Genomic DNA, 13,848 nt, shown 5'->3' on the forward strand with positions numbered 1-13,848 from the left:
CTCAACTTTATTATTAAAATTTACCTACTCCGAATTTGGGCGGATTCTTGGAAAACAGCTGTCCGCCTTTAGCCGCCGAATTGAGAGGATAGCCATCAAAAAACAGGTAGATTTTATCGGCTGGGACATGTGATACTTCGGAAAAAATTGCAGTAAATTTCTCTGCCAGTACGACTTTCTGCTCTTCTGTCAGCTCCAGGCTCTGGATAGTGATAGCAGGCATAATAATTACCTCGTGTGTAGATTTCAGAGGAAATGACTTGAACGATGGTTTTAATAAAATAAGCTCCCCCCTTGTTTAAAAGGGGAGAGCTTGTAATCTCGAAAATGTTAATGAAACATCATGGCTTAAGTTCAACCGTCATCTGGAGGCTGCTTTTTCGCCTTTTTTGGTTGCCGCGTTCAGTACTTCGACAATTTTATTGCCATAGGCGATCGAGGATTCTACTGAAGTGCCTGTGACAAAGGGCCAGTCGAAAGCCACTTCAGGTCTTTCCCGGTTGGCTTTTTCATTGGCAATGCATTTGCCTTTCGGTCCGACAGCGTCTTTGACCAGGTTTTCCAGCGGATAGAGGAATCCCGGGGTGTGCACATCTGTGCCCTTGTTGTCCGGGGTTGCGCCGTACAGGTCATAGGTGAAATCAAAGTCCGGTCCGTAGAAATCCCAGGATCTGGGGTGAGCTGTGACCGTCTTCCCGTAAATGATGCTCTTGAAATCATTTTTAGGATCTCTGGTAAAGACCAGTGTGGCTACTGAATAACAGAGTGCGCCGATCAGCTTGTCTGTGCGGTAGGCTTCCATGATCAGCTTGTGCAGGTTATAGTTGTTGGCCATGTCGATCATGGCTCCCAGCCCGCCTGTGAGCACGAGGGCATCGTAATCTTCCATCTTCGCGTCTTTGAATGCAATCGGCTTTGCCCATTCTTTGCCGTCCGTCAGTTCTTTGATCCTCTTGCAGACTGCCGGAGGATTAGTCTTGAAATTGATGATCGGATCGAGAAAATCAGGATTCACGCTGACTGCAAGAGGCAGAGGTTTCTTGCCGAGCGGGGTCGTCAGAGTCACTTGAAAGCCGGCTTTTTTCAGGGCATCCCAGGGAGCCTGCAGTTCCTCACCCCAAGTTCCGTAGTTGGTAGCCACGATCAGTACTTTCTTTGCCATTCCGGGTTCCTCCTTGTTGTTGTGCAATTGCAGCATTACGCTGAATTGCCTGCTTGTTAAAGATAATTACCGAATCATTTCTTCTTCGGTATTTCTTTTTTGACAGGACTGAAAACATCAATCGCCTCTGTCGCTCCGATCGCTACAAACGAATGCGGCATGTTCGGAGGGACAAAATAAGAGTCTCCTTTTAAAAGGGTGAAAGTTTCCTTGCCCATCACATACTTGAATCCGCCTTTGATCACATATCCGAACTGCTCTTCAGGATGCTGGTGAAGCTTCACTTCGCTCCCATCCTGCATATTCCAGTGCAGCACATTCATTTTTTCCCCAGGGCCGAGAACCTGCATCAGAATCCCATCCCCAATGTCAATCTTCTCATAATCCTTATGAAAGCAAATCACAGATCCTCCTTATCTTCTTTTCTTGTTCAGCTCTCCGATGATGGTGTGGGCGAACCTGGCAAACATCCCGCCTGTACGAGCAGTGACCAGATCGTTGTCAATCACTATATCCTGATCGACATAGACGGCTCCGGCATTTTTCACGCTTCCGATAATATTATTGTGGCAGGTGACTTTCCTGCCTTTGATTATAACAGGGATTGGATCGAAAATCCAGAGCCCGTGGCAGAGCGTAGCCTTGAGAATCGATTTTTCAGCCATCGCCCTTTTCATGAACAGGACCGCAGGTGCGAGATCCCCTGGTTTTTCCGCGTATCTCAGCATGTCTGCCACCATCCCGGCAGGCATGATTACTGCTGAATATGCTTTCAGTTCAGCATCGCTGATCCCTTCAAAGCTCTTGTTTACCGTCATCTGCATTCCCAGCTCAAGTCCTTTGAAAGTAAGGCTCTGCTGACCCCAGAGCCTGGTCAGGAAATCGACTGAGATGTCCTCTTCAGCAAAACGGTGGGAATAATAAATTATTTCATGATCAATAAACCGGTTTTCGAGTAAAACAGCTATTTTTTTTCCAGCGAGCATAGAAGCCTCCAAAACAATATATTCGCAAAGTGACTAGTGACTGGTGATTAGTGAATAGTGATTTGTCCGGAACAAATCTTCCCATTCACCATTCACTATTCACTATTCACCTTTTTATGTTTGACCATAGTAAGCACGTTCCTGTCATTTTCTCTTGCATAACGCACTTCTTCCATGATCCGTTTGACCATGAATATGCCTAAACCCCCGATCGGGCGCTCCTCCACAGGCAAAGCGATGTCCGGGTCCTCTCTTTTAAGAGGGTCGTAAGCAATTCCGCTGTCGCTGACTGTAATGATCATCCCATCATCGTTTTCACCAAGTGAAATCTCAAGCTTGCCTTCAGCCCCTGGATAGGCGTAATTGATCACATTCACCGCAATTTCTTCGCAGGCCAGATTGATCTGGTCTACATCCTTTTTGCTGAATCCCTGTCTGACTGCTTCGCTGCGGATGAATTCCATCATCGGCTCCAGCAAGTCCATCACAGCAGGAAAGGTTTTATTCTGCATGATTTACCTTCACCATTCCTGAGCGATCAGGAATTTGTGGCGTCCTCGTAAGTATCCTGGGTGATCAGGAAATTATCGAATCCTGTCATCTTGATCACATCTTTGATTTCATCGTGAGCGCCGATCAGATAGACCTTGGTATCCTTGCCGATTTTCTGCTTGGCAAAGACAATCGCTCTTAATCCTGAACTTGCGATGTATTCAAGGTCTTTGGCGAAAAAAACAATTCTGGAAACAGGCTGTCCGATCATTTTTTTCAGCTCTTCGGTCAAGGCAGGGGCCTTGGTGGTGTCCAGGCGGCCGGACAAAGTGATTTTTGCGACTCCGCCTTTGAAATCGACTGTGAAATTTTCAGCCATACAGATCCTCCGTATAATTATTTTCCGATCAGAATCATGATTGATCTTGGACCCACGAGAACTTCCCCATTATCAAGCCTGGGTTCTGTGCCGGGTTTCCAGATGTCGTAAGGAGATGCCATGTCTGTGTTGACAGCTGCATGCCAGGAGAGGCCGGCCGGAAGTTTCGGGAGTTCAAATCCATGCATTTCCCAGTGCATGTTCATTGCCACATAAATCATATTGTCCGGTTCCTGCCCTTGCCTCGCATGTTTGCCGCAGAGCATGAAAGCGAACAGCCTGCTTCCTTCTGAAAAATCCGGCTGCCAGGCTTTGACGCCGTGCCAGGAAATGTCCGGGTATCCGCTGCCCAGATAATCCCGGTACTGGAAGTGCCTGCTGCTGCGCAAAGCAGAGTGGTTTCTGCGGAAAGCGATCATTTTCTGGAAATACTCAAACAAGTCCTTGTTCTTTTTCAGCATTGTCCAGTCCAGCCAGGAAATTTCACAGTCCTGGCAATAGGCATTATTGTTGCCGAACTGGGTGTTCCCGAATTCATCCCCTGAAAGGATCATGGGAACTCCCTGGCTGACAAGCAGAAGTGTCACTGCATTCTTGATCTGCTTATGACGCAGGCGCAATATTTCCGGATCAGTTGTGTCGCCTTCACAGCCGCAGTTCCAGCTCTGATTGTCATTGCCCCCGTCATTATTATTTTCACCGTTCGCTTCATTATGCTTCTGATTATAAGAAACCATGTCCATCAGGGTGAAACCGTCGTGACAGGTGATGAAGTTGATGGTAGCCCTTGTTCCGCGTCCGCCCCAGTGATAGAGGTCCGGAGAGCCTGCGACCCGTTGAGAAATCGCTCCGGTCATGCCAGGGTCGCCTTTCAGAAATTTCCGCACATCGTCCCTGTATTTCCCGTTCCATTCAGCCCAGCGATCCCAGGAGGGAAAAGAACCTACCTGATAAAGGCCGCCGGCATCCCAGGCTTCCGCGATCAGCTTGCATTTGCCCAGGATCGGGTCAAAAGCAAGGGTTTCCAGCAGCGGAGGATTGTGCATCGGAGCCCCGCTCTGATCCCGGCCCAGAATCGCAGCCAGATCGAAGCGGAAACCGTCGACATGATATTCCACTACCCAGTACCTGAGGCAGTCCAGGATCATGTTGCGTACTACAGGATGATTGCAGTTGAGGGTGTTTCCGCAACCGCTGAAATTATAGTAATGTCCGTCCGGAGTAAGTATATAGTAAGTTTTATTGTCTATCCCTTTGTATGAGATGTAAGGCCCGTTTTCATTGCCTTCGGCAGTATGATTGAACACTACATCCAGAATCACTTCAATCCCGTTTTTATGCAGATCCTTGATCATGGTTTTGAGTTCATCGACCTGCATTCCATACTTTCCGGTCGCTGCATAGCCGGCTTTGGGAGCGAAGAATCCGACATTGCTGTATCCCCAGTAATTTAAAAGCCTTCTGCCGTCGGCAGTCTTCCGGCAATTTTCGAATTCGTCGAATTCGTGGATCGGCATCAGTTCCAGGCAGTTGACGCCCAGCTTTTTCAGATAAGGGATTTTCTCCCTGATTGCCGCATAAGTGCCTGGATATTTCAAGCCCGAGGATTCGTGCCTGGTGAAACCTCGCACATGCATTTCGTAAATCAGCAGCTCTTCCATGGGAATCTCTTTCGGGCTGTCTCCTTCCCAGTCGAAATCGTCCTGCACAATGCGGGCTCTGTGCTGATACTGGTTGCTCCAGTCCGGTTCAGTTCCCCAGACATCCCGCTCCCCGATCATTGCGGCATAGGGGTCCATCAGGAATTTGGTCTTGTCGAACCGATGTCCGCTGGACGGTTCAAACGGGCCATCCATCCGATAGGCATATTCGTATTCCTCGTAATCCAGATCGAACACGATCATGGCAAAGACATGTCCGATCCTGTATTTGTCAGGGAACGGAATTATCGCGTGCGGTTTCGGCTCGTGTTTTTTGAACAGCACCAGCTCGCAGGAATAGGCTCCTGTGGAATACACCGAGAAATTAACTCCGCCTGGAACAATAGTTGCCCCGAAAGGCATCGGTTTTCCGGGTCTTAAGCGAAAATCGCCCCAGGTATCGGTCGGGAAAATATCGATTCTGTCCATAGAGCCTCTTTCAAAATGGTTTATTTACGCTTTATCTTGGGGAGACATTTGTCTCCATAACTTCTCCAAAACGGGTTAGTTACTTGACTGGAATCACGCGCACTTTAATCTTGGGTCTGTGATCAACATTCGGCAGGCTGACTGTCAGTTTATCGGCATCGAAACTTTTCCATTCCCTGCCGTCCACCCAGACTTCGGAAATCCTGATGCTTCCCTGAGGAAGAATGTCGGGCTGTACCCTGAGCAGATTGTCTGAAAAAGCGTTCACATGAGGCTTGAAGTGCAGGTCAAGCGGCTGGCCTGTGCTGAGCAGGTTGGTGTAAACCTGGGCCAGGTAGGAAAGCTCGATCGAATGATATCCGCTCATGGAATGGCTGCCTTTGAATCTTTCGGTTCCCAGCAGATATGGAATGCCGTTGTTCAGCACATTGAAATAAACTGAGCCATCGTTATGGTCCAGGTAAAATGCGTTATAGAAGGCTGCGGATTCGCGGGCCAGTTTGAGATATTTGTCTTTCTTGAGCACTCCCCAGAGGATCTGGTAGGCTAAAATTCCCTGTTCCTGCTGCCACCATGCCTTGCGGTCGTGCCAGGCGAATCTGTGGAATTCTTCGCCTGGTTTCAGTTTTCGCTCCATCACATCATACCAGCCAGCCCGCTGCTTATCCATGCCGACTTCAGGCATGATGTCAGCTATTTTCTCAGCCAGCTCCAGATACTTTTTGTCCGGGTTGATGCTGTAAATTCTCATCAGGTTCCAGGCGATCTTGAGATTGTGCCCGACAACGCCTCTGTCCTGCTGCCAGCCCCAGGTCTGGTCATGGCTCCAGTCGTGCAGAAATTTTTCCTGGACAAATGGAGAGTGTTCGTAATCCGGGAAATGATCCACAATCCAGTCTGCGCAGTTTATCAGGAATTTCTTGTGCTTTTCTTCGCCGCTTGCCAGTAACAGGTTGATCAGGAAAGCAGGGGCATGATCGCCGATGGAATTCCAATTTTTCCGGCCTTTGTTAGGACCCAGGCTTTCACTCATCGGATCCATGGTGATCGGATCCACATGGGAAAAATAACCGCCGTTCTTTTTATCCAGGAAAAAACGGTCAAACAGATCGATAGTCATCCTGATGTCTTTCATGATCAGGGGGTCGCCGTTCACCCGGTATGTCTGTGTCGGCCCGGCCAGGGCATAGATCTGCTCGTACATGGGGACAGCGTCATAATCATCGCCGAATTCAGAGGTGAAAACCTTGTGGTCCTCTTTGTCCCCGGTAATATCAATGCCGTGGTACCAGTAGACAATGTTTTCATCCACATCATAAAAACGCATGTGATCTCTCAGATACTTGGTCCCCTTTTCCGCTGCTTCCAGGAATCTGTCTTCTCCTGTCAGCAGATAGGTGGAAGCAAAACCATAGACCAGGCGGGAGATCGTGTCAGTTTCCTGGCGGTGGGTTCCAACCGGCTGTCCGCCTGAGAGATTGATTACTGTCCTGTATTTGACATAATCGATCGTGTCAGGGCTGCCGAATTGAGCCTTGATGAAGAAATCCGCGATGCTTCTGGCCTGTTTGATCCACCAGTCTGCTTCTTCAAAACGATATTTCTCCAGTTTTCTACCCGGGAAATTGATCGACTGGGCTTCAAACACATGCTCCCCGGCCTGGGGATAAAATGTACCGTATGTGAAAACATACTGCCCTGGTTTTAACAGTTCCAGCATCGAGCCTGTAGCGTCCAGATAAGGCTCTTCCAGGTTTCTGGTGATCTGGGCGTAGCAGTTTGCGGATAGTTTGACTGTGAAATCCCTGCTGTCATTGGTTTTGATGCAGAACTGCTTTTTTTCTTTGTCAAGAGCAGTCACATACCCTGCAATGGTATCCGAGAACTCAAAATTCATGTTCTTCATTCAGTGATTTCCTTTCTTAATATTATTAAAGACATCTGCTTTTTTAAGATATTGTGTCAATTTGCCCGGACCCGGACTGTTTTTTTATTGTATCAGGAAACAGGACCAGGAATCAAGCTTTTATTCTCGAAAATTTGTCGCTGATTTGTTATTGTGGTGGAAACAGGAGAAAATATGGCTTCATCTTTTTTGCATTTCGGATTGACCTGCAGCGACCCCGGCAAAATTGAGGATTTTTATTGCCGCTTCTTTGGATTTGTAAGAGTGCAGGTCATGAGGCCCGGAGCCGATCAGATCGTGATCATCAGATCAGGTTCACTTTCACTGGAACTTTTCCAAGCGTCGGAAAAGTCGGGTCTTCCCAGACCAGGTGAAGACGGCTGCAAATATCCGGGCTGGCGGCATCTCTGCTTTTCAGTGGACGACCTGGAGAAAAAGCTTCTGGAAATCGGCTCAGCCGCAGAAATCACCCTTGGCCCGCTCGACCTCGGGGAGATGATCCCAGGCATGAAAATCTGCTGGATCGCTGATCCTGAAGGCAATATCATTGAGCTGAATCAGGGATATAAAGAAACACTGATTTAGATAAGCTAGAGAATTGTAATCTGAGTATTATTTTCAATGATTTTCATGGAGATGGCATAACGGGTGAGACCGGCTGTGTCGTGGATGTCGAGTTTCTCCATCAGGCTGCTCCGGTGCTTTTCCACTGTTTTAATGCTGATTTTAAGTTCAGCTGCGATCTGTTTGTTGGCCTTGCCCTCAGCAATCTGTTGCAGCACTTCCACCTCCCGTGAAGTTAGTGAAGTGTTTATTTTCTTGAGCGGTTCGTTCTTCTGACCTGAGGTTTTCTTGTATTGCTTTTGAATACGATCAGAAATGGAGGGACTGAAAAAAATGTTCCCTTTCAAAACTTCCCGGATCGCCCTGGCCAGGATTTCGGCTGAGGTCTGCTTGACCAGATATCCGGACAGGCCTAACGCATGCACTTGTTCGATATAGGCGTCGTCGCTGTGCACTGAGAGTATGATCACCTTGGTATCAGGTACGTCTTTAAGTATCTGCCTGGCTGCTTCCAGGCCATTCAGGATCGGCATTCCGATGTCCATCACGACCACCGCAGGCTGAAGTTTTTTTGTCAGCTCTACAGCCTGGCGGCCGGTCTGAGCTTCGCCGACCACTTCAATATCCGATTCAAGGGCCAGTAAAGCCCGAAACCCCTGCCTAACTATCGTGTGATCATCTGCAAGGAGCACAGTGATCCGTTTCATAAAAACACTCCAGAATTCAACCCAGGAAAATTATTTCCTTGTACTAATAAAATCCAGATTTTTGTCAATGATATCAAATATCAATTTTAAAGAAAACAAAAAAACATCATGAATCACTAGTCAAGGTTACATATTGACATTAATACTGGAATTGATAAAATATAATCACATGGTTCATTTCATCTTTTTTTTCAAAACACATTTTTTCCAGATACTATCCTTGTTGCTGGTGATTGCTCTGTTCTTCGCAGTCTTCATCCTGTACCGGAAAATTGACGCCATCTCAAAGAGGGCCGGAGTCCTTGCCCATGACTTCCAGAATCATTTCTGGGGGATTCTGCTGCAGACTGAAATTGCTCTGGAAGAACCAACTGCAGTAAAAAAAGACGAGCATCTGAAGTTGATCAACACAGCCGCTAAAGAGGCCAGAAAATCGGTAGAATCATTGAAGGCACTGTCCCACATGACTCTGAAAGCTGCCAGTTCCGAAGCTAAAATTATAAAGGCAGAACAGATTCCAGAAGCGGATTTTTCCGGGATTGTGCTGCTGGTTGATGATGAGGAGATTTTCCGCCGCACCAGCGGAAAAATGCTCTCAATCCTCGGATTCCAAGTTCTCACTGCAGAGGATGGGCTGAAAGCTCTTGAGATTTATCGCGCTCAGTGGAAAGACATCAGGCTGGTGCTGATCGACATGCAGCAGCCGAAAATGAATGGGAAGGAAATATTTAAGAAATTGAAGGAATCCAATCCTCTGGTCAAAGTCATTTTCATGTCAGGCATTCTCCCGGATCAAGATCTCGCGAGCCTTGCCAGGGAAGGAGCTGTGTTCCTTCAGAAGCCCTTTGAACCGAATGATCTTTCAGCTGCCATTGTTAAAAGTTTGTAGTCGAATCTAAGTCACCCGAATTTGCCAAAGTCTGGTGATTCGGATAAAATTAATGCTGTAATTCAGAAAAAAATGAGGAGTATTTCATGGCTATCGATGTGATCATCGCCGACGACCATGCCATAGTCAGGGCTGGGATCAAGTCAGTCATCGAAAAAAAGGCCATTGACATCCGTGTGATCGGGGAAGCCTCCAATGGCGAAGAACTGCTGAAACTTGCTCGTACCAGCCCGGCTGATGTCTATATTTTGGATATTTCCATGCCTCTTTTAAACGGAATTCAGGCAGTGAGTGAAATTCTCAAGATCAACCCACAAAGCAAGGTGATTATTCTGTCCATGCACGACAGCAGGTCTTTCGTGGAAAAGGCGCTGCAGGCCGGCGCCAAAGGTTATATCCTGAAAGACAACGCCTCAGAGGAAATCGTGCCTGGAATCCGCGAGGTAACCAGCAACAGGTTTTATCTGTCACCGCCGATTTCCAATTTCATTGTGGAGGGTTTTCTCAACAGGGACTCCCAGGCCGGGAAGAATTCCAACGAACTGACCCTGCGGGAGCGGGAAGTGCTGCAGTTGATCGCAGAAGGCTTCAGCAACAAGGAAATCGCGTCAAGAATGAGGCTCGCCCTCAACACTGTGAATGCTCACAGGAAAAACATCATGGAAAAACTGAATATTCACAAACAGGCAGACCTGATCCGCTATGCGATCAAGGAAGGCCTGGTCGAACCTTAATTGTAACTGACAATCAGTGAATTTGACCCTGTGTAGGAACCTTCAGCCTGACCGGCCGAGAGATGCAGAGTGCAGCCTACAAAAACAGTCAAAGAACTATTTCCATGTGATACTGAGCAAATCCGGTCCGTTCCAGGCCCTCCTGTGCTGAGCAGGAATTCATCAGCAGCTATTCTGTCCCTGCTGCTTCCGAGGCTGACTGAAGCTTCCTGAATCGTGAGCATGCAGTTGAAATCAGATCCGCTGATTTTGAATGCCGCAGCTTGGCCGGATTCAGTAGCGCAGTTTACGGGTGGAACCCGAATTTCCCTGGCTGTGTCCGGGACTTGGGCCGAAACCGCGACCAGGTGAGATACGGCAATCGCAGAGCACGCAGGGAGCACTTTTGCTGAAAAGCAGAAATGGTTTTCAGCCTGAATCTGTGAAAAATCGAATAAAATTGCAAAAATAGCCAGTAAGACTACTCTGAATGTTCTGATTTCCATACTCCCTTGCCTATTTATTTACATAACTAGCATAAAGTGTGCCGGATTCCCCGGTAATTTGTCAGCCCCTTTACAATGGATTGCCCCGCTTCCTGAATTTAATGGGATAATTTTGATCGACCAGTTAATTCAGCAGCAATTTGATTGGGAACAGGAAATCTTTACCCCGAACAGCGGGTAAGAAAGAAACGATTACCTCAGAAAAGGGTTAGTTGTTAATCACAGTGCCGCAGGAATAAACAGCTCAGGGTCCTCAGGAAACTTGAAATTCTCTAACCTAAATCTGACGTTATGTTACCTGTTTGTATTTATCGCATCGCCATTTAATTCCAATGGTTTAGTTATTTCAGGCGATTCACAAGCCTTCGGTTATCCTACATAATTAAATTAGGAATTAGAAAGAAAATGCAGAATCCTGACCGGCGGGAAAAAGAGGTGTAAAAGTTCAACCGGGAAAGTAAATAAAAAATTTTGGAGGCCATATGTTTAAGAAAACCACAGTCATGATCCTGATGTTCGCTCTCTTTTCTCCTGCAATGCTGTATGCCAAGCACTCTCCTGTTTCTTCTCCTTTCAGTTTCTCATTAAAAGTCCAGCCTGCGATCTCCATCACCCTGGTCGGTAACATGGCATTCTCAGCCGTCTCAGTACCGGCAGCGGCTACAGATGTAATACTCCTTCCCTTGGCCAGCAATACCAACGGAAACGGCAGTGCGGCTTCATTTACAGTTACTGGAAAAGCTGGTGAATATTTCACAGCCTCTGTCCAGAATGCTACAACAGTTCTCGGTATCGGCGAAGCGCTGGCTAACCCCATGTCAGCCGACAGTTTTCTGATCGGCGAAGGCGGAGCAGGCTCATATCCTTACATAGGCACTTTCGGAGTTAGTAACACAATTTATGTAGGCTGCACGCTGCATATGACGGCCTCCCAGGCAGCTGGCGACTACGCTGGCTCGAACAGCCTGCTCGTAAGCTACAACTGAGATGCTGGAATTTCGAGCTCCAGGTCCGCAAACCCCCGGCAACGGGGGTTTTGCTTTTCCCGGTCCCGCGAAAATTTGCAGTCTGATCTGATTGCTTGAAATTCATGGTATAATCAAACTCAATCAGGAAAAATAAAATAGCGAAACAAGATGTTCATTAAAATCACGATATTGATTTTGATCCTGTTGCTTACTCTCTTTTCTTCCGACATTCTGGATGCCGAGACTTTTTCCGTTTCTTCATCCACCGATTTTTCCGTTGAGAAACAGCCGGAGCTCTCCATCACACTGGTCGGAAACATGGTGTTTTCTCCAGTCTCAGTACCTTCGACGGCAACCGATATTCAGCTTCTTCCCCTGGCAGTCAACACCAATGGCAATGGCAGTGCGGCTCAATTTACTGTCAGCGGAAAACCAGGGCAGTGTTTTATAGTCACAGTACAGGATGAAGCAACCTATCTCACCTTGGGCACTGCGAACCCAATTTTGATCGATAGATTCAGGCTCGGCGAAGGCGAAGGTGGATGCGGAGATGGTGGTGAAAGGCTGTATATCAGCACTTTCAGGACAGGCGGCAATACCATCTATGTCGGCTGTACTCTGCACATGGCAGCCTTTCAGGCAGCAGGCAGCTACACAGGTTCCAACAACCTGCTTTTAAGCTACAATTAACTGGATTGCGCACAGATTTATTGTTTTTACATAAGTGATCTGTTATTATTAACTTCATCCTGTTGAAACCATCGGTCACTTCATTCCTGCGAGTTTAATCTCCAGAACGTCGGCAAAGCGGGGAAGCAGGACTTACTGAAATACAGCTTATCTGGAGGCATCATGACAATCAAACACATGTTTCTGTTTGTCTTTTTAGTCAGCTTCTGCTTTCCACTTTTTGCGGAAAACATGAATTACTCCATCTCACCCACCATGTTCGAATTGAACCTGGCAGAAGGAAATGCCGGGGTCCTGGTGATTTCCAACAAGTCGTCAATGCCGTGCAGGCTGCAGATCGAACCGAGTTACTTCACTCCAGGCCAGCTGCTCCTGGGAGAACATTTGAAACCAGAGACTGCCGGTCTGGAAGACATTTCTCCGCAGATCCTGGTAAGCCCGAAAGTCGTGAGACTCGCGCCCTTTTCCAAGCGCGAAGTCCGCTACTGGATCAAGCCGTCCGCAAAAACAGCGGGTGAATACAGGGCAAGCCTTGTTTTCAGGCCGCAGACAGGGGAAGTGGAGAGCAATTCCACTGAAGTCAAAGGTGTGGAAACAAAAATGTCCTGGAATCTGATTATCAGGGTTCCGGTCTATGCCACGAGCGGCGAGCGCGGCCTGTCCGAACTGGCTGTGAAACCTGAGTTCATCTCTCAGGGGCAGACCGAGGAAGTCAGGCTCTGGATTACAAATCCCACTCCCTGGAGATATCCGGTTAAGTTCGAATTTCTGGGTTCAGACAATTCTCTTCTCGCTGCCAGGGAAACAGTGGTGCTTAGGGAAAGCCGCTGCGAACTGACAGTCAGCTTGAATAAAAAGTCCAGGGGCGGAGTGCTGGTCCGCTGGTCGTCATATCTGCCGAATGTTCCCGGCAAGCCCGGAGAGATCAGGATTCCCGGTTCGAAATGATTGCATCCCCACGACTGCAGGTTTTCCTCGTTTTATTATATTTTGCTGGAATGGCTGCTGCAGAGGAAAAGACGGCACCCAAGCTGGAAGAAGGCTACATCGGGCTTTATCTCGGGCAGCAGCTGATAGTGCATGTATACCGTGTGTTGCTCGACGATGACGAGCAGCCATACCTGCCTGTGCGGGACCTGTTGACTGCATGGCTCGAATTAACTGAAGAAACATCCATTGTTTCAGCCTCAAAACCCGTGTATCTGCTCAATCCGGGCCGGCAGGTCTATTCTCTGGATTTCGACCTGAAAACCGCGTCCTGCAATGGAGTTGCTTTTGCTCTCCCGCCGGATACGCTGATCATGAACGGCAATGAGCTGTGGCTGCGTTTTGATCAGCTCGACAAATGGCTTCCTCTGAAATCACGCTGGGATTTGAATCAGTATTCCCTGTTCCTCTATCCCCAGTATAAAACCAGAGGCCAGGTTCAGGCTGAACGCCGGTCCATGCTGTCAGACGAAGCAACAAGGCAGGCGGAAGCTGAACTCCTGGGATCAGCGGAAGTCCGCCTTCCCGAATACGGAGCCTTATCCGTCAAATCGATCCTGAAACTTAATTATCCTCTAAAAGTCGATCCGAAACCAGCCGGATTCGAGAGCGCCACTGAACTGAACTGGGATCTTCCGCAGGGTAACCTTTATCTCAATTGCAATAACCTGGACCTTGAATTCGCATCTCTCACCCATGGAACAGAAAATGATCCGAAAAAATGGACGCTCGGGGACACGCTCGGAGACTCCACCCGCCTCTTCAGCGCC

At 47.9% G+C, this 13,848-nt stretch carries 17 protein-coding genes; 7 read left to right on the forward strand and 10 right to left on the reverse strand.

Annotated features, from left to right (window positions below; genetic code table 11):
* Positions 1-13 precede the first annotated feature (13 nt).
* The 8 genes from PHW04_15900 to PHW04_15935 form a co-directional block, all read right to left on the reverse strand.
* The gene (locus tag PHW04_15900) at positions 14-223 is read right to left on the reverse strand and encodes a tautomerase family protein (GenBank protein ID MDD2717373.1); all 210 of its coding nucleotides are present in this window, start codon (positions 221-223) and stop codon (positions 14-16) included.
* Positions 224-361: 138 nt separating this feature from the next.
* Positions 362-1,162: a type 1 glutamine amidotransferase domain-containing protein gene (locus PHW04_15905; protein ID MDD2717374.1), complete on the reverse strand. Its 801-nt coding sequence runs from the start codon at positions 1,160-1,162 to the stop codon at positions 362-364.
* 74 nt (positions 1,163-1,236) lie between these two features.
* Complete coding sequence (locus tag PHW04_15910) at positions 1,237-1,566, reverse strand: cupin domain-containing protein (protein MDD2717375.1); 330 nt, start codon at positions 1,564-1,566, stop codon at positions 1,237-1,239.
* Positions 1,567-1,575: 9 nt separating this feature from the next.
* Complete coding sequence (locus tag PHW04_15915; GenBank protein ID MDD2717376.1) at positions 1,576-2,148, reverse strand: DJ-1/PfpI family protein; 573 nt, start codon at positions 2,146-2,148, stop codon at positions 1,576-1,578.
* Positions 2,149-2,243: 95 nt separating this feature from the next.
* Positions 2,244-2,660 (reverse strand): ATP-binding protein, encoded by a 417-nt coding sequence (locus PHW04_15920; GenBank protein MDD2717377.1) that lies wholly within the window; start codon positions 2,658-2,660, stop codon positions 2,244-2,246.
* 26 nt (positions 2,661-2,686) lie between these two features.
* Positions 2,687-3,019, reverse strand: coding sequence for an STAS domain-containing protein (locus tag PHW04_15925; protein ID MDD2717378.1), 333 nt, complete (start codon positions 3,017-3,019; stop codon positions 2,687-2,689).
* Between the two features lie 17 nt (positions 3,020-3,036).
* On the reverse strand, positions 3,037-5,148 hold the full coding sequence (gene glgX, locus PHW04_15930) for a glycogen debranching protein GlgX (protein ID MDD2717379.1): 2,112 nt from the start codon (positions 5,146-5,148) through the stop codon (positions 3,037-3,039).
* A 79-nt stretch (positions 5,149-5,227) separates the two neighbouring features.
* Positions 5,228-7,054, reverse strand: coding sequence for an AGE family epimerase/isomerase (locus tag PHW04_15935; GenBank protein MDD2717380.1), 1,827 nt, complete (start codon positions 7,052-7,054; stop codon positions 5,228-5,230).
* Positions 7,055-7,228: 174 nt separating this feature from the next.
* Here PHW04_15935 and PHW04_15940 point away from each other — a divergent pair, with 174 nt between their 5' ends.
* Positions 7,229-7,639, forward strand: coding sequence for a VOC family protein (locus PHW04_15940; GenBank protein ID MDD2717381.1), 411 nt, complete (start codon positions 7,229-7,231; stop codon positions 7,637-7,639).
* Positions 7,640-7,644: 5 nt separating this feature from the next.
* On the opposite strand, the gene PHW04_15945 is transcribed toward PHW04_15940, so the two are convergent.
* Complete coding sequence (locus tag PHW04_15945; GenBank protein MDD2717382.1) at positions 7,645-8,325, reverse strand: response regulator transcription factor; 681 nt, start codon at positions 8,323-8,325, stop codon at positions 7,645-7,647.
* 169 nt (positions 8,326-8,494) lie between these two features.
* On the opposite strand from PHW04_15945, the gene PHW04_15950 reads away from it, so the two are divergent.
* Positions 8,495-9,214 carry a response regulator gene (locus tag PHW04_15950; protein MDD2717383.1) on the forward strand — a complete coding sequence of 240 codons (720 nt, stop codon included), beginning with the start codon at positions 8,495-8,497 and terminating at the stop codon, positions 9,212-9,214.
* Positions 9,215-9,300: 86 nt separating this feature from the next.
* On the forward strand, positions 9,301-9,948 hold the full coding sequence (locus tag PHW04_15955) for a response regulator transcription factor (protein MDD2717384.1): 648 nt from the start codon (positions 9,301-9,303) through the stop codon (positions 9,946-9,948).
* Here PHW04_15955 and PHW04_15960 read toward each other — a convergent pair.
* On the reverse strand, positions 9,945-10,433 hold the full coding sequence (locus tag PHW04_15960; GenBank protein MDD2717385.1) for a DUF4402 domain-containing protein: 489 nt from the start codon (positions 10,431-10,433) through the stop codon (positions 9,945-9,947). The two genes, PHW04_15955 and PHW04_15960, sit on opposite strands and share 4 nt — an antisense overlap.
* A gap of 482 nt (positions 10,434-10,915) precedes the next feature.
* On the opposite strand from PHW04_15960, the gene PHW04_15965 reads away from it, so the two are divergent.
* From PHW04_15965 to PHW04_15980, 4 genes are all read left to right on the forward strand, one after another.
* A complete protein-coding gene (locus PHW04_15965; GenBank protein MDD2717386.1) occupies positions 10,916-11,419 on the forward strand; it encodes a DUF4402 domain-containing protein in 504 nt (167 codons plus the stop codon).
* Positions 11,420-11,569: 150 nt separating this feature from the next.
* Positions 11,570-12,091 (forward strand): DUF4402 domain-containing protein, encoded by a 522-nt coding sequence (locus PHW04_15970; protein MDD2717387.1) that lies wholly within the window; start codon positions 11,570-11,572, stop codon positions 12,089-12,091.
* A gap of 162 nt (positions 12,092-12,253) precedes the next feature.
* The gene (locus PHW04_15975) at positions 12,254-13,039 is read left to right on the forward strand and encodes a hypothetical protein (protein MDD2717388.1); all 786 of its coding nucleotides are present in this window, start codon (positions 12,254-12,256) and stop codon (positions 13,037-13,039) included.
* Between the two features lie 50 nt (positions 13,040-13,089).
* On the forward strand, positions 13,090-13,848 hold a 759-nt coding region (locus PHW04_15980), incomplete at its 3' end, for a hypothetical protein (protein MDD2717389.1).

The sequence above is a fragment of the Candidatus Wallbacteria bacterium genome (genome assembly GCA_028687545.1).
GTDB lineage: Bacteria > Muiribacteriota > JAQTZZ01 > JAQTZZ01 > JAQTZZ01 > JAQTZZ01.